This window comes from Streptomyces sp. NPDC001904 (genome assembly GCF_040297005.1).
Classification (GTDB): domain Bacteria; phylum Actinomycetota; class Actinomycetes; order Streptomycetales; family Streptomycetaceae; genus Streptomyces.
In genome coordinates this window covers 25,510-46,214 of sequence record NZ_JBEOYI010000007.1, presented here as the reverse complement: position 1 = coordinate 46,214, position 20,705 = coordinate 25,510, and the positions used below count along the sequence as shown (strand labels likewise).

The window sequence follows — 20,705 nt, the reverse complement described above, 5'->3', positions numbered from 1 at the left end:
AACTGCGCGAGAAGCCACGACGGCCGTCGGCCGACCGCGAGCCCTCAGAACTTGTTGCGCGGGGTGATCCCGAGCGACATGCCCGACAGACCGCGCTGGCGGCCGCCCAGCTGACCCGCGATGCCGCGCAGCGCCGCACCGGCGGGGGAGTCGGGGTCGGACAGCACCACCGGCTTGCCCTCGTCGCCGCCCTCGCGCAGCCGCACGTCGATGGGGATGGACCCGAGCACCGGCACCTCGGCACCCGTCGTCCGTGTCAGGCCCTCGGCGACCAGCTTGCCGCCCCCGGTGCCGAAGACGTCGACCATCTCGCCACAGTGCGGGCACGGCAGCCCGGACATGTTCTCCACGACGCCCACGATCTTCTGGTGCGTCTGCACCGCGATCGATCCGGCCCGCTCGGCGACCTCGGCGGCGGCCTGCTGAGGCGTCGTCACGACGAGGATCTCGGCGTTCGGGACGAGCTGCGCGACGGAGATGGCGATGTCACCCGTCCCCGGCGGCAGGTCGAGCAGCAGGACGTCGAGGTCGCCCCAGAAGACATCGGCCAGGAACTGCTGCAGCGCCCGGTGCAGCATCGGCCCGCGCCACACCACCGGCGCGTTGCCCGGCGTGAACATGCCGATGGAGATGACCTTCACGCCGTGCGCGGACGGCGGCATGATCATGTTCTCGACCTGGGTGGGCTTGCCGTCGGCGCCCAGCATGCGCGGCACGGAGTGGCCGTAGATGTCGGCGTCGACGACACCGACCTTCATCCCGTCGGCGGCCATCGCGGCGGCCAGGTTCACGGTCACGGAGGACTTGCCGACGCCGCCCTTGCCGGAGGCGACCGCGTAGACGCGGGTCAGCGAACCGGGCTTGGCGAACGGCACCTCGCGCTCGGCGGTGCCGCCGCGCAGCGCCGCGGCCAGCTCCTTGCGCTGCTCGTCGCTCATCACGTCGAGGGTGACCTGCACATCGGTCACGCCCTCGACGCGGGCGACGGCCTCCCGCACGTTCGTCTCGATGGTCGAGCGCATCGGGCAGCCGGAGACGGTCAGGTACACGGTGACCGCGACGACTCCGTCCGCACCGATGTCCACCGATTTGACCATCCCCAGCTCGGTGATGGGTCGCTGGATCTCGGGGTCGTTCACTGTCGCGAGTGCCTCGCGCACCGCGTCTTCCGTAGCCATACGACCGATAGTACGGCGCGGTAACCGGGGCACGGAAAGCCCCGTCAGCGGTCGTCTACGTCACGTGCCCGTTCCCGCTCGGCCGGGAATACACCGCTCTCGGGATCGGACCGCCGCTGCTCCTCCAGCTCCTTCAGGAGGTCCTGCAGCTCGGAGCGGATCCAGTCGCGGGTCGCGACCTCGCCGAGGCCGATCCGCAGGGCCGCGACCTCGCGGCTCAGGTACTCGGTGTCGGCGATCGACCGCTCGTTCTGCTTGCGGTCCTGCTCCAGGTTGACCCGGTCGCGGTCGTCCTGCCGGTTCTGCGCGAGCAGGATCAGCGGAGCGGCGTAGGACGCCTGGAGCGACAGCATCAGGGTCAGGAAGATGAACGGGTACTGGTCGAAGCGCAGATCCTCGGGCGCGGTGATGTTCCAGATCACCCACGCGATGATGATCACCGTCATCCAGACGATGAACCGCCCCGTCCCCAGGAACCGGGCGATGCGCTCCGACAGCCGTCCGAAGGCCTCGGGGTCGTACTCGGGCAGCAGCCGGCGGCGCGGGGCGCGCGGCTGGTCGAGGCGGATGCGGGGGCGGCGCGACGGCTCCTCGCGCCGGGACGTTTCCTCACTCGCCATGGTTCACGTCCCCCGCGAGATGGAACTCCTGCTCGCGCCAGTCGTCGGGCAGCATGTGGTCCAGGACGTCGTCGACGGTGACCGCGCCGAGCAGCGACCCGCTCTCGTCGACGACGGGCGCCGCCACCATGTCGTACGTGGCGAAGAACCCGGCGATCTCCGGCAGCTGGGCCGACGGCGACAGGGCCTGCAGATCGTCGTCCAGGATCGAGCTGACCATCGTGTACGGCGGATCGCGCAGCAGCCGCTGGAAGTGGATGGTGCCCAGGTACTTCCCGGTCGGCGTCTCGTCCGGCGGCCGGCAGACGTAGACCTGGGCGGCGAGCGCGGGGGAGAGGTCGGGATTGCGGACGCGGGCGAGTGCGTCGGCGACGGTCGCGTCCGGGCGCAGCACGATCGGTTCCGTCGTCATCAGACCGCCCGCGGTCTTGTCCTCGTACGCCATCAGGCGCCGCACGTCGGCCGCGTCGCTGGGCTGCATCAGCGTCAGCAGCCGCTCCTTGTCGTCCTCGGGCAGCTCGCTGAGCAGGTCGGCCGCGTCGTCCGGGTCCATCTCCTCCAGGACGTCGGCGGCGCGCTCCTCCTTCAGCTTGCCGAGGATCTCGATCTGGTCGTCCTCGGGCAGCTCCTCGAGGACGTCGGCGAGCCGCTCGTTGGTGAGCGCCGCGGCGACCTCGGCCCGGCGCTTGGGGGAGAGGTGGTGCAGGACGTTGGCCAGGTCGGCCGGGCGCAGCTGCTCGAAGGTCGCCAGCAGGTTCTCGGCACCCTGCCCGTGCTCCTCCAGGGAGAAGCCGTCGACGGCCGACCAGTCCACGGTCAGCGCCTCGCCCTTGCGCCGGAAGGTGCCGCCCTTGCCCTTGCGGACGAAGACCCGGTCGATCTCCCAGTCACGGCGGGCCGGCAGCTGCTGCACGGAGACGTCGAGGACGGTGACCTCCTCGCCCGACTCCACCAGGCGCACCCGCCGGTCCAGCATCTCGCCGAGGACCAGCCGCTCGGTGGGCCGCTGCTCGAAGCGCCGGACGTTGAGCACGCCGGTGGTGATGACCTGGGCCGACTCGATGCCGGTGACGCGGGTCATGGGAAGGAAGATGCGCCGCCGCGTGGACAGTTCGACGACGAGGCCGAGCACCCGGGGCGGCCGCCGCCCCACCCGCAGCATCGCCACGACGTCGCGCACCCGGCCGACCTGGTCCCCGTTCGGGTCGAAGACGGCAATGCCCGCGAGATGCGAGACGAAGATCCGAGGGGCGCCACCTGCCATGTCTGCCCGCACCTCCTCGTGGCGTCAGTGATCAATCCGTGGTTCAGGCTAGCCGGTACGCGTCGAACACGCCTTTGCGCATCCCCTCCCGCCCGGACCCGCAGGGGCAACGGCAGACACCACGGGTACGCTGCCGTACTGCCGACGAGCCCCTTTCCGTACGAGAGGTAGTACCGCCCGTGACCGCTTTCCCCCTGGCCCGCCGAACCCGCAGGACGCTCATGGTCGGCGCGATGTGCACGGGGCTCGCGGCCGGGCTCGCGGCCTGCGGGGACGATCCGGACGCGGGGACGAACGGGGTCGGCAAACTGGGGCCGGACACGATCCAGGCTCGCACGGTCAAGGCGGCCCGGGGCGCCGACGCCCTGCGGCTGGACGGCACCGTCGTCAGCGGCGGCAAGACGTACAAGCTCGACATGCGGCTGAAGGGCGGGGGCGGCACCGGCTCGGTGACGACGGGCGGCAGCACGTTCCGGCTGCTGCGGGTCGACGAGCACCTCTATCTCAAGGCGGACGCGGACTTCTGGTCGCACTCCGACGACGGCGCCGAGGGGCAGCAGAGCGACGGAGCGGCCGGCGACAAGCTCGACGGCAAGTACGTGAAGGTGCCGGCCGGCGACCCCTCGTACAAGCGGCTGAGCACCTTCACCGACAAGGACGTGCTCCTCGACGGGCTGCTCACGCTGCACGGCACCCTCGCGAAGGGCGACCGCGGCACCTCCGGCGGGGTGCGGACCATCGCGCTCACCGGCGACGAGGGCTCGGGCGGCACGCTCGACGTCTCCCTGGAGGGAACGGCGTACCCCATGCGTCTCGAGCGGGCCGGCGGTGCGGGGACGCTGCGGCTGACGGAGTGGGGCAAGGACTTCCCGCTCGACGAGCCGACGGCCGCCGACACCGTCGACTACGGCCGCCAGCTCCCGGAGTCCTGACGACGCGGGCTTGTCGGTTCGGCTGCCGGCCGGTGGCCTCTTCCCGCGCCTCCCCTGGGCGGGCGGAGCTCGCTTCAGGGGCGTGGGGAACTGCGCGAGAAGCCCCACCGGCGGTCAGCCGACGGACAAGCCCCGGGCCATCAGGACGTCAGCGGCGCGTGCCGCGGCGGCGGCCGAGGAGCCGGGGGAGCCCCGCCGGGACCGGATCCCGGGTGGTGGCGGGAGTCGGTACCGGCACGGCGGCCAGCGCATCGGTGGACGCCGGAAGCGGGGCCGCACCGGCGACCGGCTCCAGGCGCAGCACCCGGCACTCGCGGCTCCAGCGCCCGGTCATCGTCTCCGCGTCCGGCGCGTTGAGCCGCTTGCCCTTCAGCTCGGCGACGGCCGCCTCCCACTGCGGCGTGCCGGGCGCCAGCTCCACGGCCGTCGCCCGCCAGCCGACCAGCCGGCCGCCCTTGTCCTTGCTGCGTACCGTGACCACGGCGGTGCCGCCGTCGACGAGACCGGGCAGCGGCTGCTCGCCGGGCCCGTCGCCGACCACGTGCGCCGCGCCCTCGTGCCACACGTGCCACAGGGCCCGCTCGGCGTCGGTGCCCCGCACCCAGATGAGCCCGGACTTCTTGGTGGCCTCCTCGACGAGGGCGGCGTCGAGCAGTTCGGCAGTCGTCATGCGGTCAGCGTAGCTACAGCCAGCCGTTGCGCTTGAGGGTGCGGTGGATGGTGAAGCACGCGACGACGGTGACGGCGAGCACCAGCGGGTAGCCGAACCGCCAGTGCAGCTCGGGCATGTGGTCGAAGTTCATGCCGTAGACCCCGCACACCATGGTCGGGACGGCGACGATGGCCGCCCACGAGGTGATCTTGCGCATGTCCTCGTTCTGGGCGACGGACGCCTGCGCCAGATTGGCCTGGAGGATCGAGTTGAGGAGTTCGTCGAAGCCGATGACCTGTTCCTGGACGCGCTCCAGGTGGTCGGCGACGTCACGGAAGTACTTCTGGATGTCGGGGTCGATCAGCCGCATGGGCCGCTCGCTCAGCAGCTGCAGCGGCCGGCGCAGCGGGGCGACGGCCCGCTTGAACTCCAGGACCTCCCGCTTGAGCTGGTAGATCCGGCCGGCGTCGGTGCCGCGCGGACCGCCCTTGCCGGTCTGCGAGAAGACATCGGTCTCGACCTCGTCGATGTCGTCCTGCATCGCGTCGGCCACCGCCAGATAGCCGTCGACGACGTGGTCGGAGATGGCGTGCAGCACCGCGCTCGGGCCCTTGGCGAGCAGCTCCGGCTCGGTCTGGAGGCGGCGGCGCAGCGCGCGCAGCGAGCCCTGTCCGCCGTGCCGCACGGTGATGAAGAAGTCGCGGCCGAGGAAGCACATGACCTCGCCGGTCTCCACGACCTCGCTGGTGTCGGTCAGTTCGGCGTGCTCGACGTAGTGGATGGTCTTGAACACGGCGAAGAGCGTGTCGTCGTACGGCTCCAGCTTGGGCCGCTGGTGGGCGTGGACCGCGTCCTCGACGGCGAGCGGGTGCAGCCCGAACTCGGCGGCGATACCGGCGAATTCCTTCTCGGTGGGCTCGTGCAGACCGATCCAGGCGAAGCCGCCGTCACGGCGCACCTGGAGGCGTGCCTCACGCGGCGTCAGGCAGTCGTCGCCGCTCTCCACGCGGGCCCCGTCGCGGTAGACGGCGCAGTCCACCACGGCCGAGCAGGCGGACGGGTCGCGGGTGGGGTCGTACGAGGAGCGCGCCTCGTTCTCGTACGGGGCCACGCTCTTGCGCAGCGAGGGGCGGACGGCGGCACGCAGGTCGCGCATCATCGACATGGGCAGGCTCCTTCGCGGGCGGGAGCCGCGCAGGGCACTCGGGAAATCGGAACTGCCCGGAATGAGGACGTCCTGGCCAACCGGAAACCGGGACATGCTGCACGTCCACAAAGCGGGGAGCACCGCACCGACGCCGGGCGGCTCCGCTGACTGATTCAGATCAGGAAGATCGGAAAGATCAGGTGGAAACGAAGTGCTCTTCCGGCAAACGCGGACAGCCCGGACCGGGAGAAGCCGACGAAACGCCGGCGACTACTGACTGCGGTGGGGGATGCGGGCCTAGCGGCCGGAAGAACGGGTGGTACTGCACGGTCGACTTCGATCCATGACAGCCCCACCTCCTCCGGCCGGTCCCCCGTGGGGGACGATCAGTGGGTCGGGTCTTCGAGGGCTCTTGAGGGCTCTCGGCGGGGACGCTCAGCGTTCCGTCCCGACCAGCGGCCAAGACTATCAGCCGACTGAAGAAGCAAGCCCCGCCTTTACCCGTTCCATGCGAGTCCTATGCTCGCGGGATGGGAGAAGTTCTTGCGCTTGTAGAGGCCCGGCTGCACACGGCCCTGGGCGAGCCGGACGCGCGCGCGGCGGTCACGTTCCTCGGCACGGACCGCATCGAGGTGCTGCGTTTCACCGACGCCGACCAGGGTGTCGTGCGCTACGCGACGCTGGGGATGTCCGCCGCACCGATGGCCGATCCGACCGCGGCCCTCGCCGATCCGGTCGAGGGTCCGCGCGCCGAGCTGGTCCTGACGGTCCGCGCGGGGCTCGCCGACACCGACAAGGCGCTCAGGCCGCTCGCGGTGCTGGCCGCCTCGCCGCAGGTGGAGGGCGTGGTCGTCGCGCCGGGCGCGTCGCTGGACGTGGGCGAGCCGCTGTGGCCGGGCGCGCCGTTCACCTCGGTCCTCGTGGCGGAGTCGGGCGGCCTGGTGGAGGACCTCGAACTGGACGCGCCGATGGACCCCGTACGGTTCCTGCCGCTGCTGCCCATGACGCAGAACGAGGCGGCGTGGAAGCGGGTGCACGGTGCGGCCGAGCTCCAGGAGAAGTGGCTGAACAGCGGAACGGACCTGCGCGATCCGCTGCGCAGGTCCGTCGCTCTCGACCGGTGATCGGTACGGGGTTCAGTTCGCGAAGACGGTGACGCCGTCCTCGGTGGCGTGCCGCGGCTCCAGCTCCTCCGCCTCGTGCGTGAGCGCGTTCCTGCGCACCCAGACCACGACGGCGCCGAGCAGGGCCGTGACCGCGGCGACCACGAAGGGGATGTGGATGTCGGTCCACTCCTCGATCTTCGGCGCCAGGTACGGGGCGGCCGCGGCGGCGAACCAGCGGACGAAGTTGTAACCGGCGCTCGCCACCGGGCGCGGCGCGTCCGAGACGCCGAGCGCCAGCTCCGTGTAGACCGTGTTGTTCACGCCGATGAAGGCGCCGGACAGGATCGTGCAGACGACGGCCGTGGTGTGGTTGCCGTATCCGAGGACGAGCACGTCGGCCGCGAGCAGCACCAGCGAACCGCCGACCACCTTGAGCGAGCCGAACCTGGCCTGCATGCGCGGCGCGACGAGCACCGAGAACAGCGCGAGCAGCACGCCCCAGGCGAAGAAGACGCCGCCCGACTTGTACGGGGTCATGTTCAGCACGAACGGCGTGAAGGCCAGCACCGTGAAGAACGTGTAGTTGTAGAAGAAGGCCGAGACGGCGGCGGAGGCGAGCCCGCCGTGCCCGAGCGCCTTCAGCGGGTCGAGGATCGATGTCCTGCGCGCGGGCCTGGGCTGCTCCTTCAGGAACAGCGAGATGCAGATGAACCCGATGGCCATCAGGGCCGCGGTGCCGAAGAACGGGTAGCGCCAGCTGGCGTTGCCGAGCAGGGCGCCCACCAGGGGCCCGCACGCCATGCCGAGGCCGAGCGCGGACTCGTAGAGCAGGATCGCGGCGGCCGAGCCGCCGGCCGCCGCGCCGACGATGACGGCGAGCGCGGTCGACACGAAGAGCGCGTTGCCCAGGCCCCAGCCCGCCCGGAAGCCGACCAGCTGGCCGACGGTGTCCGAGGTGCCGGAGAGACCCGCGAAGATCACGACGAGCGCGAGCCCGACGAGCAGGGTCTTCTTGCCGCCGATCCGGCTGGAGACGAACCCGGTGACCAGCATCGCGACGGCGGTGATCAGGAAGTACGAGGTGAAGAGCAGGGAAACCTGGCTCTGTGTGGCCTTCAGGCCCTGCGCGATGGACGGCAGGATCGGGTCGACGAGTCCGATGCCCATGAAGGCGACGACGGATGCCCCGGCGGTCGCCCAGACCGCCTTCGGTTGACGCAGGATGCTGCCCGCACCCGCGTCGAACGTGTCCCCTTCGACGGGACCTCCTGTACTGCTGTGGCTCATGCCCGTTCCACTTCCTTCGTCCCGCGTCCTGTGCGGACGCTCGACCGGATGGTTGACCTATACACACAATAAGTTAGCGTGGCTAATTAATGCAAGCTACATCTATATGTGCGGGTGAGACGCACCGGACCGGCACGCCCTGGACGGGTGATCGTCCTTGACGCGGCGCGGGACGGGGAGGACCGTGGGCCGTATGAGGGGCGAACCCAGTTGCCCGAAGTGTGGTGGCCGGGTCAGGGCTCCCGGACTCTTTGCCGACTCCTGGCAGTGCGATGTGCACGGCACCGTGCACCCGCTGCAGCCTGTGATCCCGCCCAGCGTCGAGGCCCTCAGCGTCGTGGTGCGCCGCGCGCAGGTACCGGTCTGGATGCCGTGGCCGCTGCCCGTCGGCTGGCTGTTCACCGGCGTGGCCAACGCGGGGGACGACCGCCACGGCGGCCGCGCCACCGCCGTCGCCTGCTCGGGACCCGCGCCGCTCGGCGGCATCGGCGAGCTGGTGCTCGTCGCCGAGGAGCTGGGCGTCGGCCTCGGCGCGCGCTACGCGGGCATCGACGGACCCGACCCCGGCCCGCACATGGACGTCCTCGGACCGCCGCACGCCAAGGTGGTCGCCGCCGGGCGGCCCACCCCCCTGTGGCACGTGCAGAGCGGCCCCGACGACCGCGCGGTCTTCGCGGGCGAGGCGCGCGGCCTGTGGCTGTGGGCGATCGTGTGGCCCGCGGCGTCCGGGCTGCTGATGTACGACGAGCTGGTCCTGACCGATCTGCGGGACGCGGGCGCCGAGGTGGAGCTGCTGCCGTGCGGGGCGCTGTCGCCGCGCGTTCTGCAGTGATGCGGGTGCGGGTACGCGTGACGGGGTGCGGGTGATCCGGTACGAGGTGTACGGGTAAGGGGTCGCAGCCTGGTTCGGGCGTGACGGGAGTGTGCGCGATCCCCGTTATCCTGGAGCGGTCCCTTCCGTCCGTCCGAGCCTGGAGTACGCAGCCGTGCGCATCGATCTGCACACCCACTCCACCGCGTCCGACGGCACGGACACCCCTGCCGAGCTGGTGCGCAACGCCGCGGCGCAGGGCCTGGACGTCGTGGCGCTCACCGACCACGACACCACGCGCGGGCACGCCGAGGCGATCGCCGCGCTCGCCGAGCTGTCGACGGGACTGACCCTCGTCACGGGCGCCGAGCTCTCCTGCCGCCTCGACGGCGTGAGCATGCACATGCTGGCCTACTTGTTCGACCCCGAGGACGCCGCGCTGCTCGCCGAGCGCGAGCTGGTCCGCGACGACCGCGTCCCGCGCGCCAAGGGCATGATCGCCAAGCTGAACGACCTCGGTGTCCCCGTCACCTGGGAGCAGGTCGCCCGGATCGCCGGGGACGGCTCGGTGGGCCGCCCGCACATCGCCTCCGCGCTCGTCGACCTCGGCGTCGTGGACACGGTCTCCGACGCCTTCACCGAGAACTGGCTGGCCGACGGCGCCCGCGCCTACGTGCCGAAGCACGAGACCGACCCCTTCGAGGCGATCCGCCTGGTCAAGGCCGCCGGCGGGGTCACCGTCTTCGCGCACCCGGCCGCCGTCAAGCGCGGCCGCACGGTCCCCGAGACGTCGATCGCGAAGCTGGCCGAGGCCGGGCTCGACGGCATCGAGGTCGATCACATGGACCACGACCCGGCCACCCGGGACCGGCTGCGTGCGCTCGCCGCCGACCTCGGGCTGCTGACCACCGGCTCCTCGGACTACCACGGCAGCCGCAAGACCTGTGTGCTCGGCGAGTACACCACCGATCCGGAGATCTACGGGGAGATCACCCGTCGGGCCACCGGCGCCTTCCCGGTGCCGGGCGCCGGCGGAGGCCGCGCCTGACGGGTGCGCCCGCCCGCCGCCCGTCCCCTCTTCTGATCGCACACCTTTTCGCGCGCCCGCATCCGAGCGGGCGCGTCCGCACGCCCGATCGTCCCTCGCACCCCAAGGCAAGCCCCACTGTGTTCGACGCCGCCGTCTTCGGATCCCTTTTTCTCACGCTTTTTGTAATTATGGATCCCCCCGGAATCACTCCGATCTTCCTCGCCCTCACCGCGGGCCGCCCCGCCAAGGTCCAGAAGCGCATGGCCTTCCAGGCCGTCTGCGTCGCCTTCGGCGTGATCGCCGTCTTCGGCGTCCTGGGGCAGCGGATCCTCGACTACCTGCACGTCTCCGTGCCCGCCCTGATGATCGCGGGCGGTCTGCTCCTGCTGCTGATCGCACTCGACCTGCTCACCGGCAAGACGGACGAGCCGAAACAGACGAAGGACGTGAACGTCGCCCTCGTCCCGCTCGGCATGCCGCTCCTCGCCGGGCCCGGCGCGATCGTCTCCGTGATCCTCGCCGTGCAGAAGGCGGACTCGTTCGCGACCCAGGTCTCCGTCTGGACGGCGATCATCGCCATCCACGTCGTGCTCTGGCTGGTCATGCGGTACTCGCTGGTGATCATCCGCGTCATCAAGGACGGCGGCGTGGTCCTGGTGACCCGGCTCGCGGGCATGATGCTCTCCGCGATCGCCGTGCAGCAGATCATCAACGGTGTCACGCAGGTGATCCGGGCCGGCTGACCGCCCGCCCCCGCCCCCGCGAACGCGCGAAGCCCCCGTACGCACCGTGCGTACGGGGGCTTCGAAGTGTGTGAGTCGCCGCGCTGTTACGAGGCGGACGTCTCGGCCGGGCGGATGTAGAGGCGCTGGCCGATGGCCGCCGCCTGCTGAACGATCCGGTTGACGGAGGCGGCGTCCACGACGGTGGTGTCCACGGCGGTGCCGTCGACGTCGTCGAGTCGCATGATTTCGAAGCGCAAGGGCTTCTCCCTTCGTCTGGTCATCCTCCTGAAGGAGAACTGCTGGTGCAGGACATCAGTCTCGTCCTGCCGTACGGCCAGGCGGTTGCCTGCCCGTTAAGAGTGGATTGCGTGACTAGAGCGCCCCGCGTTCTATATGGGTACAACGGGTTGCCCCCTGCAAACATTCCCTACGCTAAAGAAATTTTTCGAGAAACTAATTACTAGCCAGTAGGGGAGTGGTGCGAGCACACAGCGTCACGCTGCGGGGTGCCGGTCCCAGAAGGCCGCCAGGGCCGCGGCCGTCTCCAGCGGGCGGTCGGTGTTGGGGGAGTGCTCCGCCCCGGTGATCACGGACCGCTCGGCGCCGAGGCGGCGCGCCATGTCGTCGAGCAGCGGCACCGGCCAGGTGTCGTCGCGCTCGCCCGACAGGACGTGCACCGCGGGCGTGAGCGCGGCCAGCTCCGCGACCCGGTCCGGCTCGGTGCACAACTGGTGCCCGGTCGCGATGAGTTGGGCCGGGCTGTTCAGCATCCAGCGCCGCCGCAGATCGTCCCGGGCGTCGGCGCCGCGCACGTCGGCCACGTCGTCGACGGCGTCCAGGGCCTGGATCGCCTCCCAGACCTGCGCCATGTCCAGGGTGGCCAGCGCCCCCTGGAGCAGCTTGACGCGCTGCTGCTGGGGCTCGGTGACGGCGGCCGGGCCCGACGCCATCAGGGTCAGGGACGCGAACGGCGCCGGGTCCGCGATGACCGCGGCCCGCGCGACGAGCCCGCCGAGCGAGTGCCCGAGCAGATGCACCCGCGGTACGTCGAGCGCCGCGGCCTGGGCGAGCACGTCCCGGGCCAACTCGGCCTGCGCGTAAGGCCTTTCGTCGTCCGCCGGGCCTGGCGTCTCGTACTGCCCGCGCCCGTCGACGGCCACCGTGCGGTAGCCGGCCGCGCCGAGCGGCCCGTGCAGGGCGATGAAGTCCTCCTTGCTGCCGGTGAACCCGGGAAGGAGCAGCACGGTGCCGCGCACGGACCCCGACTCCGGCTCCCCGACGAGGGCGGCGAACTCGCCCCTCGCGGTGGCCAGTCGGTGCGCACGGGTGCCGGAGGGCGGGGTGAAGGTGGAGGGCCTGCTCATGCCGTGAGATTACGTCGTGGGCCGCACCGGGGCGACAGCACGAAGGCCCGGGTTCCGCATGGTGCGGAACCCGGGCCTTCGTGCTGTTGATGCGCTCAGGCCTCCGGGGCCTCGACGGCGGCGACGGCCTTCTTGCGGGTCCGGCGCGGCTTGGTCTCCGCGACGGCGTCCGTCTCGACGGGGGCGGCGGCTGCCTTCTTGCGCGTACGGGTGGCGGGCTTGGCCTCGACGGCCTCCGCTGTGTCCACGGCGGCGACGGCCTTCTTCCGGGTCCGGCGCGGCTTGGTCTCCGCGGCGGTCTCGGTTGCGACGTCCGTCTCGACGGGGGCGGCGGCTGCCTTCTTGCGCGTACGGGTGGCGGGCTTGGCCTCGACGGCCTCGGCCGTGTCCACCGCGGCGACGGCCTTCTTCCGGGTCCGGCGCGGCTTGGTCTCCGCGGCGGTCTCGGTTGCGACGTCCGTCTCGACGGGGGCGGCGGCTGCCTTCTTGCGCGTACGGGTGGCCGGCTTGGCCTCCACGGCCTCCGCCGTGTCCACCACGGCGACGGCCTTCTTGCGCGTGCGACGCGGCTTGGTCTCCGCGACCGCCTCGGCGGCCTCGACCGTCTCCGCGACGGGCTCCGCCTTCTTGCGGGTGCGGGTCCGCGCGGGCTTGACCTCGGCGGTCTCGACGGTGGCCTCCACCGCGTCGACGACAGCCTCCGCCTTCTTGCGCGTACGCGTACGGGCACGAGCGGGCTTCGCCTCGGCCTCCACGACGGGCTCGGCGGCCACGACCGGCTGCACCGGCTCCACCGTGTCGACAGCGGCTTCCGCCTTCTTGCGCGTACGGCGACGCGGCTTGGCGGGCACCTCGGCCTCGATCACCGGGGCGACGGCCTCCACGACCGCCTCGGCCGTCTCGACGACGGCCTCGGCGGCGGCCGGAGCGGCCGGGGCGACGGCAGCGGCGGGACCGCTGCGCGTGCGGCGGCGACGGCGCGGCGTGCGCGGCTCGGCCGGCGCGGAGGAGTCCTCGGCGACCGGACTGACGGGCGCCGCCGTGGTCTGCGCGGAGACCGGCTCGCCGTTGCGGGTGCGACGGCGACGGCGCGGAGTACGGGCGGAACGCTCGCGCTCCTGGTCCTGGTCGCGGTCGTTGCGGTCGCGCTGACGGTCCCGGTCGCGGTCCTGCGACGGACGGCCGCCCCGGCCACCGCGCGGCGAAGCGCCACGGCCACCGGTCTCGCCCAGGTCCTCGATCTCCTCGGCGTCGAGCCCGGCGCGCGTGCGCTCCGAACGCGGCAGCACACCCTTGGTGCCGGCCGGGATGCTCAGCTCCTCGTACAGGTGCGGGGAGGAGGAGTACGTCTCGACCGGGTCGTTGAAGGTCAGGTCGAGGGCCTTGTTGATCAGCTGCCAGCGCGGGATGTCGTCCCAGTCCACCAGCGTGATCGCGATGCCCTTCTTGCCCGCGCGGCCGGTGCGGCCGATGCGGTGGAGGTACGTCTTCTCGTCCTCGGGCGACTGGTAGTTGATGACGTGCGTGACGCCCTCGACGTCGATGCCGCGGGCGGCGACGTCGGTGCAGACCAGCACGTCCACCTTGCCGTTGCGGAACGCGCGCAGCGCCTGCTCGCGGGCGCCCTGGCCCAGGTCGCCGTGGACCGCGCCGGAGGCGAAGCCGCGCTGCTTGAGCTGGTCGGCGATGTCGGCGGCCGTGCGCTTCGTACGGCAGAAGATCATCGCGAGCCCGCGCCCGTCGGCCTGGAGGATGCGCGCGACCATCTCGGGCTTGTCCATGTTGTGCGCGCGGTACACGTGCTGCGCGATGTTCCGCACGGTCGCGCCCTCGTCGTCCGGCGACGTGGCGCGGATGTGCGTCGGCTGCGACATGTAGCGGCGGGCCAGGCCGATGACGGCGCCCGGCATGGTCGCCGAGAACAGCATCGTCTGACGCTTCGCCGGCAGCATGTTGATGATCTTCTCGACGTCGGGCAGGAAGCCCAGGTCGAGCATCTCGTCGGCCTCGTCGAGGACGAGCGCCTTCACGTGCGACAGGTTCAGCTTCTTCTGACCGGCGAGGTCGAGCAGCCGGCCCGGGGTGCCGACGATCACGTCGACGCCCTTCTTGAGGGCCTCGACCTGAGGCTCGTAGGCGCGACCGCCATATATGGCGAGGACGCGGACATTGCGCACCTTGCCGGCGGTGAGGAGGTCATTGGTCACCTGCTGGCACAGCTCGCGCGTCGGGACGACGACGAGGGCCTGCGGGGTGTCGGTGAGCTGCTCGGGCGTGGCCCGGCCGGCCTCGACGTCCGCGGGGACGGTGACGCGCTCCAGGAGCGGCAGACCGAAACCGAGGGTCTTGCCCGTGCCGGTCTTGGCCTGGCCGATGACGTCCGTGCCGGAGAGGGCGACGGGGAGGGTCATCTCCTGGATGGGAAAGGGATTGATGATGCCGACTGCCTCAAGGGCCTCTGCCGTCTCGGGGAGAATGCCGAGCTGACGGAATGTCGAAGTCTGCGTAGTCAGGGTGTTGCCTCTTCTGTGAGGTGCGGTGCGAGGCGAACGCGGGGGTCTTGACCGTGCCAGTGCCGTGCCTTTGGTACGCCGGTCCCTGATCCGCTGCTGCGGTGGGGCCGGGTGGCGCGGGACCACTGCCGACGCTCGAGCGCTCGTGCCGCTGAGGGTCCCTCCTCGATCCGTACGTCTCGTGACGTACGACCCGGAGGGCTGTCGGGTCGGAGCCGATCGGGCCACCGACCGGGCATCCTCATTCGTGCGGCCCGTCGGATGTGCGTGCAAGCGCCATTGCGATGTGGGGGCAAAGCGGCTTGCACTCGGCGGGCTCTTTACCACCATACCCCGGAAACGCGCATGTGCGATGGCCGATTTGGTCACGTAGCCGTCGTCACACTCTTTGACCAGGGACTTACCCGCGACGGTGAGCGGGCTATTGTGCGCTTCATGGAGACGCCTGACAACGCCACGCCCGCCACTGAAGCGACCGACGCAGTGACCGACGCTCCGACCGGGATCGCGGCCCAGGACTGGGCCACCGCGTCCGCGGACGAGAACTATCGCGCCGCCGTCGTCGACCTGCTCGGCGCGCTGGCGTACGGCGAGCTGGCGGCCTTCGAGCGGCTGGCCGAGGACGCCAAGCTGGCGCCGACGCTGGCCGACAAGGCGGAACTCGCGAAGATGGCCTCCGCCGAGTTCCACCACTTCGAGCAGTTGCGCGACCGGCTCGCCGCGGTCGGCGCCGAGCCGACCGCCGCCATGGACCCGTTCGTCGGCGCCCTCGACGGCTTCCACAAGCAGACCGCCCCGTCGGACTGGCTGGAGGGCCTGGTCAAGGCGTACGTGGGTGACTCGATCGCCTCCGACTTCTACCGGGAGGTCGCGGCCCGGCTCGACTCGGACACCCGTGAGCTGGTGCTCGCCGTCCTCGACGACACCGGGCACGCGTCGTTCGCCGTCGAGAAGGTGCGGGCCGCCATCGAGGCCGAGCCGCGCGTCGGCGGCCGGCTCGCGCTGTGGGCACGCCGGCTCATGGGCGAGGCCCTGTCGCAGTCCCAGCGGGTGGTCGCCGACCGCGACGCCCTGTCGACCATGCTGGTCGGGGGCGTCGCCGACGGCTTCGACCTGGCCGAGGTCGGCCGGATGTTCTCGCGGATCACCGAGGCCCACACCAAGCGGATGGCGGCCCTCGGACTCGCCGCGTAACGGCTCTCGTCGCCCAGGAGTTCCGGCGGCGTGACCGGCCCGGTCGTCGGGCGGGTCACGCCGTCCAGCAGTTCTTCTCGCGTGACGGGCCGAGCGGTCGGCCCGCGCTCACGCGGACGTCGTGAGCTGGTGCCCTCTGCTTCGGGTGGGGCGCAGCAGCAGCGACAGCAGGGCCACTGCCATCACGACGGAGCCGCTGAGCGTGGCCAGCTCGTGGCCGGACCCCAGCGACGTGTGCGTGACGAACGCCCCGAACAGGGCGCCGACGATCCCGGTCGCCAGCACCAGCCTGCGCGACGGCAGACGGTGCGGCAGACGGCTGCTCGCGGCCCAGGCGAGGGCCAGACCGAGCAGTGCGGATCCAAGGGCTTCGAGAAGCATGGTGAGGGTCCCTCCCGCGCGGCCAGTAGGTGCAAATCGGTCCTAGCCGGTCTACCCCTGGGACCCGGAATGCAACCCTCCTCGTGTGGCTCGGCTGTGCTCGCGCTGTGCGCGCCCGGGAACGCCGGAGGGGCCCGACAGCGTCCTGCTGTCGGGCCCCTCCGCCGTTCGTTCCTGCTCTACAGAGGGCCGAAGCCCACCTTCCGCACTGCGGGCTCGCCCAGCTCCACATAGGCGAGGCGGTCGGCCGGGACCAGGACCTTGCGGCCCTTCTCGTCCGTCAGGGAAAGCAGCTGCGCCTTGCCGGACAGCGCCGCGGACACCGCGCCCTCGACCTCCTCGGCGGACTGGCCGCTCTCCAGAACGATCTCGCGGGGCGTGTGCAGCACGCCGATCTTGACCTCCACGGCCTTGTCCCTCCGACGATCCGTGATGCGCGCGGTCTACCGCGCCGTACGCAGCACAGATTAGCCCGCCCGGCCCACGCACCCGGCGTCCCGGCTGCACGCCAAGAGCGAACAGCCCACCGGGAACAAAACAGGACGACGGGCTACCTGTCGGCTCAGGAGTGCTCCGCGCCGTGCAGCGGGAACCCCGCGATACCGCGCCAGGCCAGCGAGCTGAGCAGCTGCACCGCCTTGTCGCGCGGCACCGGGCTCTCGCTGGACAGCCAGTAGCGGGCGACGACCTGCGAGACGCCGCCGAGCCCGACGGCGAGCAGCATCGACTCGTCCTTGGACAGCCCGGTGTCCTCGGCGATGACGTCCGAGATCGCCTCGGCGCACTGGAGGCTGACCCGGTCGACGCGCTCACGCACCGCCGGCTCGTTCGTCAGGTCCGACTCGAAGACGAGGCGGAACGCGCCGCCGTCGTCCTGGACGTACGCGAAATACGCGTCCATGGTCGCCTGCACGCGCTGCTTGTTGTCCGACGTCGACGCGAGCGCCGTGCGCACGGACTGGAGCAGGGACTCGCAGTGCTGGTCGAGCAGGGCGAGGTAGAGCTCCAGCTTGCCCGGGAAGTGCTGGTAGAGGACCGGCTTGCTGACGCCGGCGCGTTCGGCGATGTCGTCCATCGCGGCCGCGTGGTACCCCTGCGCGACGAACACTTCCTGTGCCGCGCCGAGAAGTTGATTGCGTCGGGCACGGCGCGGCAGGCGTGTGCCCTTGGGGCGCGCTGCCTCAGTCTGCTCGATGGCTGTCACGCCGCCTCCCAATATCGTCCGTGTGCTGCGATGTGCGCCGCGCCGTCATCGTACTTTTGGGTAACCAGGATGTGCGCGGTGCGAGCGCAGAATTTCACGGACCGGACGTCTGTGAAAGCCGCTCGTCGCGGGCCTGTGGGCGCAAAGTGGCGCATACCGATGGGTGGGGCGGCAGATGCGGGGGGACGGCGCGAGCGCGTGATCGGCACCATCGGTGCCGGTGGCGTCACCGATAGTCGTCCTCGTCGAGTGCGACCACCCTCGCCTGCTCCGCCCGGTCCGCCTCGTCGGCGCTGTCCGGGTCGGCCGAATCGCCCGGCATGTCGTCCTGCTGAGGGGTCAGCTCGGTTGACTGCTCGGCGGCGTCCGCCTCCGGCTCCTCCACGCCGATCTCCGTGGGGCGGTTGTCCGTGAACGTCGCGGGATCGCTCGGGTCGACCGTCATCGATGGCTCCCTTCCTCACTGGTCCGTGCGTGGGCGGGTGCCCTGTATCGAGCGTAGGAGACACCCGATCGGGGCGCTATGCGATCTCCCGCCCTCTACTTCTTCCCCCGCGCGGGCCCGGATTTCCCGGCGGAGACGGAAAGGCTTTGGGGAGAGCTGTGCGAGATCTGTGACGGCGAACACACGATCCTCAGTGTGATCACCTCGTAACATATGCCGCATGCCTTCGACCGATTCGCCGCGTGTGCCTCCCGCCGTCGCCGCCGTGGCGCCCAAGCCGGGTGTCGTTCAGGTCGCGGAGGGGGAGAGACTGCGCTCGGTCGGTCTTCCGGGGCTGACGCTGACGGTCCGGTCACGGCCGGGGACGCGGGAAGGGCTGCCGCCCGCGCTCTACGTCCACGGTCTCGGCGGTTCCTCGCAGAACTGGTCGGCACTGATGCCGCACCTCGAGGACATCGTCGACGGTGAGGCCGTCGATCTGCCCGGCTTCGGCGACTCGCCGCCACCGGACGACGGCAACTACTCGGTGACCGGCCACGCGCGCGCGGTCATCCGCTATCTCGACACCGAGCGGCGCGGCCCCGTGCACCTCTTCGGGAACTCGCTGGGCGGCGCCGTCGCCACCCGGGTCGCCGCCGTGCGCCCCGATCTCGTCCGCACACTGACGCTGGTGTCGCCCGCGCTGCCGGAGATCCGCGTCCAGCGCACCGCCCTGCCGACCGGACTGCTCGCCGTGCCGGGAGTCGCCGCGCTCTTCACCCGTCTCACCAAGGAGTGGACGGCCGAGCAGCGCGTGAGCGGCGTCACGGCCCTCTGCTACGGGGACCCGAACCGGGTGTCCCCGGAGGGCTTCCGGGCCGCCGTCGAGGAGATGGAACGGCGCCTGGAACTCCCGTACTTCTGGGACGCGATGGCCCGCTCCGCGCGCGGGATCGTCAACGCCTACACGCTCGGCGGCCAGCACGGTCTGTGGCGACAGGCGGCCCGTGTGCTGGCGCCGACACTGCTCGTCTACGGTGGACGGGACCAGCTCGTCTCGTACCGGATGGCGGCGCGCGCGGCGCGTACCTTCCGGGAGTCGCGCCTCCTCACGCTCCCCGACGCCGGGCACGTCGCGATGATGGAGTATCCGGACACCGTCGCGACGGCGTTCCGGGAACTCCTCGCGGACGCCGAGGCGTTCAAGGGGACGCGCGGGGCGGGGGAGCAGAGCGGGTCCGTGCCGGACGAGGCACGCGAGGCGCACGACGCGCCGGACCGTACGAGTACGACGCACCGATCGAAGTTGGGGAGCTGAGGCGGCGAGTGGGACGGCACAGCCGCCGAGGGCCGGCAGACAACGGCGACACCGCCGACATACCAGTACCACCCGAGTTGCGGGACCCGCCGCAGGAGGGCCCGGGCTCCGGGCGCCGACGCAGGAGCGCCGCACCGGAGGGTGCCGCTCAGACCGCTCCCCGCAGCCCCGCGCGTCCGGGCGGCCCGTCCGTGCGCGGCGGCCACCCCGAGCAGCGGGAATCGGGCGGCGGCTGGGGCGGGCCCCGGACGCAGCCGCGGGCCGCGGCCACGCCGGCGTCCGGTACGCCGAGCGTGCCGCATCCGCGATCGGGACGGCCGCGCCAGGAGTACGTCGACGCGTTCGACGCATTCGATCCGGCGGGCGCAAGGGAAGTGACGGACGAGGCGGGCGCGGTGGATGCGCCCACGCGGCGCGGTCGGTACGACTCCGACTCCGACGCCGACCGGGGCGCCGGCGCCTACTCCGGCTCCGGCTCCGAATCCGGCACTGAATCCGGCTTCGGCTCCGACTCCGGCGATTTTCCCGAGGCGGACGCGTCGGGTGCGGGCGTCGGTGGGGAGGACCCCGAGCGGCTGGAGTCGGACGGCGGGCGCGAGAAGCGCGGCAAGGGGCTCACCTTCGCCGGTATCGCGGCCGCGGCCGTCACCACCGTGCTCGCGGTCGTCGTCGCGGGCCAGGTGGCCGACGGGCACGGCGGATCGTCCGGCGGCGTCTCCGCGAAGTCGGCGGACGGCGCGCGCGTCCACGACGACTCGGCGTCCCGCTCGGACGACCGGGCCACGCCGTCGAGGACCGCGCAGGCCGCCCCGGCGACGTACGACCAGGAAATGGCGAAGAAGTTCCCGCTCAAGGCGGACCTGAAGGCATCGGGCGAGTTCGCCGCGGTCGGCGGGTTCGACAAGGCGCCGGGCCGCGGGCAGAAGTTCCGCTACCGCGTCGACGTGGAGAAGGGGCTCGGACTCGACGGCGCGCTGTTCGCGAAGGCCGTGCAGAAGACCCTGAACGACAAGCGGAGCTGGGCGCACGACAACGCCCGTACCTTCGAGCGGATCTCCTCCGGCAAGCCGGACTTCGTGATCACGCTGGCCAGCCCCGGGACCACCGCGGACTGGTGTGCGAAGTCGGGACTCGACACCACCGAGGACAACGTGTCGTGCGACTCGGCCGCCACCGAACGCGTGATGATCAACGCCTATCGGTGGGCGCAGGGCTCGAAGACGTACGACCACGTGCTCCACGGCAGTGCCATCCACCCCTACCGGCAGATGCTCATCAACCACGAGGTCGGACACCGGCTCGGCTACAACCACGTCACCTGCTCGCAGGACGGCGCGCTGGCGCCCGTGATGCAGCAGCAGACCAAGTTCCTGACCTTCGACGGGATCACCTGCAAGCCCAACCCCTGGGCCTACCCCAACGCTTGACGCTTCGTAGCGTTCTGTAGCCGGATGATCTCTTAGCGCGACAGAACGTCACGCGCACGCGAAAGTTACGCCCGTTCACCCCTTTTGGTGGCGCGATGGACAACCGTCCATCGCGCCACCGGCATGTC

At 71.3% G+C, this 20,705-nt stretch carries 21 protein-coding genes; 8 read left to right on the top strand and 13 right to left on the bottom strand.

The genetic code is table 11. The features are described from left to right. Positions 1-44: 44 nt before the first annotated feature. From ABT127_RS13490 to ABT127_RS13480, 3 genes are read right to left on the bottom strand one after another with little or no spacing between them, the layout of a single operon-like run. Positions 45-1,178: an Mrp/NBP35 family ATP-binding protein gene (locus ABT127_RS13490; protein WP_351448335.1), complete on the bottom strand. Its 1,134-nt coding sequence runs from the start codon at positions 1,176-1,178 to the stop codon at positions 45-47. 44 nt (positions 1,179-1,222) lie between these two features. Next, positions 1,223-1,798, bottom strand: a complete 576-nt coding sequence (locus ABT127_RS13485; protein WP_351448332.1) for a DUF1003 domain-containing protein — start codon at positions 1,796-1,798, stop codon at positions 1,223-1,225. Further along, positions 1,788-3,062: a magnesium transporter MgtE N-terminal domain-containing protein gene (locus ABT127_RS13480; protein WP_351448330.1), complete on the bottom strand. Its 1,275-nt coding sequence runs from the start codon at positions 3,060-3,062 to the stop codon at positions 1,788-1,790. The genes ABT127_RS13485 and ABT127_RS13480 overlap by 11 nt, the downstream gene beginning before the upstream one ends. A 221-nt stretch (positions 3,063-3,283) precedes the next feature. On the opposite strand from ABT127_RS13480, the gene ABT127_RS13475 reads away from it, so the two are divergent. After that, positions 3,284-3,994: a hypothetical protein gene (locus tag ABT127_RS13475; protein ID WP_351449059.1), complete on the top strand. Its 711-nt coding sequence runs from the start codon at positions 3,284-3,286 to the stop codon at positions 3,992-3,994. A gap of 148 nt (positions 3,995-4,142) precedes the next feature. Here ABT127_RS13475 and ABT127_RS13470 read toward each other — a convergent pair whose 3' ends face one another. Both ABT127_RS13470 and ABT127_RS13465 read right to left on the bottom strand, forming a co-directional pair. Beyond that, positions 4,143-4,664, bottom strand: a complete 522-nt coding sequence (locus tag ABT127_RS13470) for a hypothetical protein (RefSeq protein ID WP_351448327.1) — start codon at positions 4,662-4,664, stop codon at positions 4,143-4,145. 13 nt (positions 4,665-4,677) lie between these two features. Beyond that, on the bottom strand, positions 4,678-5,811 hold the full coding sequence (locus ABT127_RS13465) for a magnesium and cobalt transport protein CorA (protein WP_351448324.1): 1,134 nt from the start codon (positions 5,809-5,811) through the stop codon (positions 4,678-4,680). Positions 5,812-6,323: 512 nt separating this feature from the next. Here ABT127_RS13465 and ABT127_RS13460 point away from each other — a divergent pair. Beyond that, positions 6,324-6,917 carry a suppressor of fused domain protein gene (locus tag ABT127_RS13460; RefSeq protein WP_351448321.1) on the top strand — a complete coding sequence of 198 codons (594 nt, stop codon included), beginning with the start codon at positions 6,324-6,326 and terminating at the stop codon, positions 6,915-6,917. 12 nt (positions 6,918-6,929) lie between these two features. Here ABT127_RS13460 and ABT127_RS13455 read toward each other — a convergent pair whose 3' ends face one another. Beyond that, positions 6,930-8,186: an MFS transporter gene (locus ABT127_RS13455; RefSeq protein ID WP_351448318.1), complete on the bottom strand. Its 1,257-nt coding sequence runs from the start codon at positions 8,184-8,186 to the stop codon at positions 6,930-6,932. 193 nt (positions 8,187-8,379) lie between these two features. Here ABT127_RS13455 and ABT127_RS13450 point away from each other — a divergent pair, with 193 nt between their 5' ends. The 3 genes from ABT127_RS13450 (at position 8,380) to ABT127_RS13440 (ending at position 10,770) form a co-directional block, all read left to right on the top strand. Beyond that, positions 8,380-9,018 carry a DUF6758 family protein gene (locus tag ABT127_RS13450; RefSeq protein ID WP_351448315.1) on the top strand — a complete coding sequence of 213 codons (639 nt, stop codon included), beginning with the start codon at positions 8,380-8,382 and terminating at the stop codon, positions 9,016-9,018. A 154-nt stretch (positions 9,019-9,172) separates the two neighbouring features. Beyond that, positions 9,173-10,045, top strand: coding sequence for a PHP domain-containing protein (locus ABT127_RS13445; protein ID WP_351448313.1), 873 nt, complete (start codon positions 9,173-9,175; stop codon positions 10,043-10,045). Positions 10,046-10,164: 119 nt separating this feature from the next. Then, positions 10,165-10,770, top strand: coding sequence for a MarC family protein (locus tag ABT127_RS13440; protein WP_351448310.1), 606 nt, complete (start codon positions 10,165-10,167; stop codon positions 10,768-10,770). 86 nt (positions 10,771-10,856) lie between these two features. Here ABT127_RS13440 and ABT127_RS13435 read toward each other — a convergent pair whose 3' ends face one another. From ABT127_RS13435 to ABT127_RS13425, 3 genes are all read right to left on the bottom strand, one after another. Then, entirely contained in the window at positions 10,857-11,009 is a 153-nt protein-coding gene (locus tag ABT127_RS13435) for a DUF8834 family protein (RefSeq protein ID WP_351448308.1), read from the bottom strand. A gap of 237 nt (positions 11,010-11,246) precedes the next feature. After that, the gene (locus ABT127_RS13430) at positions 11,247-12,116 is read right to left on the bottom strand and encodes an alpha/beta fold hydrolase (RefSeq protein ID WP_351448305.1); all 870 of its coding nucleotides are present in this window, start codon (positions 12,114-12,116) and stop codon (positions 11,247-11,249) included. A gap of 95 nt (positions 12,117-12,211) precedes the next feature. After that, the gene (locus ABT127_RS13425; protein WP_351448303.1) at positions 12,212-14,527 is read right to left on the bottom strand and encodes a DEAD/DEAH box helicase; all 2,316 of its coding nucleotides are present in this window, start codon (positions 14,525-14,527) and stop codon (positions 12,212-12,214) included. Positions 14,528-15,055: 528 nt separating this feature from the next. On the opposite strand from ABT127_RS13425, the gene ABT127_RS13420 reads away from it, so the two are divergent. Then, positions 15,056-15,823 (top strand): ferritin-like fold-containing protein, encoded by a 768-nt coding sequence (locus ABT127_RS13420; protein WP_351448301.1) that lies wholly within the window; start codon positions 15,056-15,058, stop codon positions 15,821-15,823. Positions 15,824-15,931: 108 nt separating this feature from the next. Here the strand turns inward: ABT127_RS13420 and ABT127_RS13415 are convergent, their stop codons facing one another. The 4 genes from ABT127_RS13415 to ABT127_RS13400 all read right to left on the bottom strand — a co-directional run bounded on the left by ABT127_RS13415 (position 15,932) and on the right by ABT127_RS13400 (position 17,853). Then, positions 15,932-16,204, bottom strand: coding sequence for a hypothetical protein (locus tag ABT127_RS13415; protein WP_351448298.1), 273 nt, complete (start codon positions 16,202-16,204; stop codon positions 15,932-15,934). A gap of 179 nt (positions 16,205-16,383) precedes the next feature. Continuing rightward, complete coding sequence (locus tag ABT127_RS13410; protein WP_181512665.1) at positions 16,384-16,611, bottom strand: DUF3107 domain-containing protein; 228 nt, start codon at positions 16,609-16,611, stop codon at positions 16,384-16,386. A gap of 155 nt (positions 16,612-16,766) precedes the next feature. Then, positions 16,767-17,408 (bottom strand): TetR/AcrR family transcriptional regulator, encoded by a 642-nt coding sequence (locus ABT127_RS13405; RefSeq protein ID WP_351448295.1) that lies wholly within the window; start codon positions 17,406-17,408, stop codon positions 16,767-16,769. A gap of 226 nt (positions 17,409-17,634) precedes the next feature. After that, the gene (locus ABT127_RS13400; protein WP_351448293.1) at positions 17,635-17,853 is read right to left on the bottom strand and encodes an Rv3202a family protein; all 219 of its coding nucleotides are present in this window, start codon (positions 17,851-17,853) and stop codon (positions 17,635-17,637) included. Positions 17,854-18,073: 220 nt separating this feature from the next. Between ABT127_RS13400 and ABT127_RS13395 the strand changes: the two genes are divergently transcribed. Both ABT127_RS13395 and ABT127_RS13390 read left to right on the top strand, forming a co-directional pair. After that, positions 18,074-19,150, top strand: a complete 1,077-nt coding sequence (locus ABT127_RS13395; RefSeq protein ID WP_351448291.1) for an alpha/beta fold hydrolase — start codon at positions 18,074-18,076, stop codon at positions 19,148-19,150. An 8-nt stretch (positions 19,151-19,158) separates the two neighbouring features. Next, a complete protein-coding gene (locus ABT127_RS13390) occupies positions 19,159-20,577 on the top strand; it encodes a DUF3152 domain-containing protein (RefSeq protein ID WP_351448288.1) in 1,419 nt (472 codons plus the stop codon). Positions 20,578-20,705 lie beyond the last annotated feature (128 nt).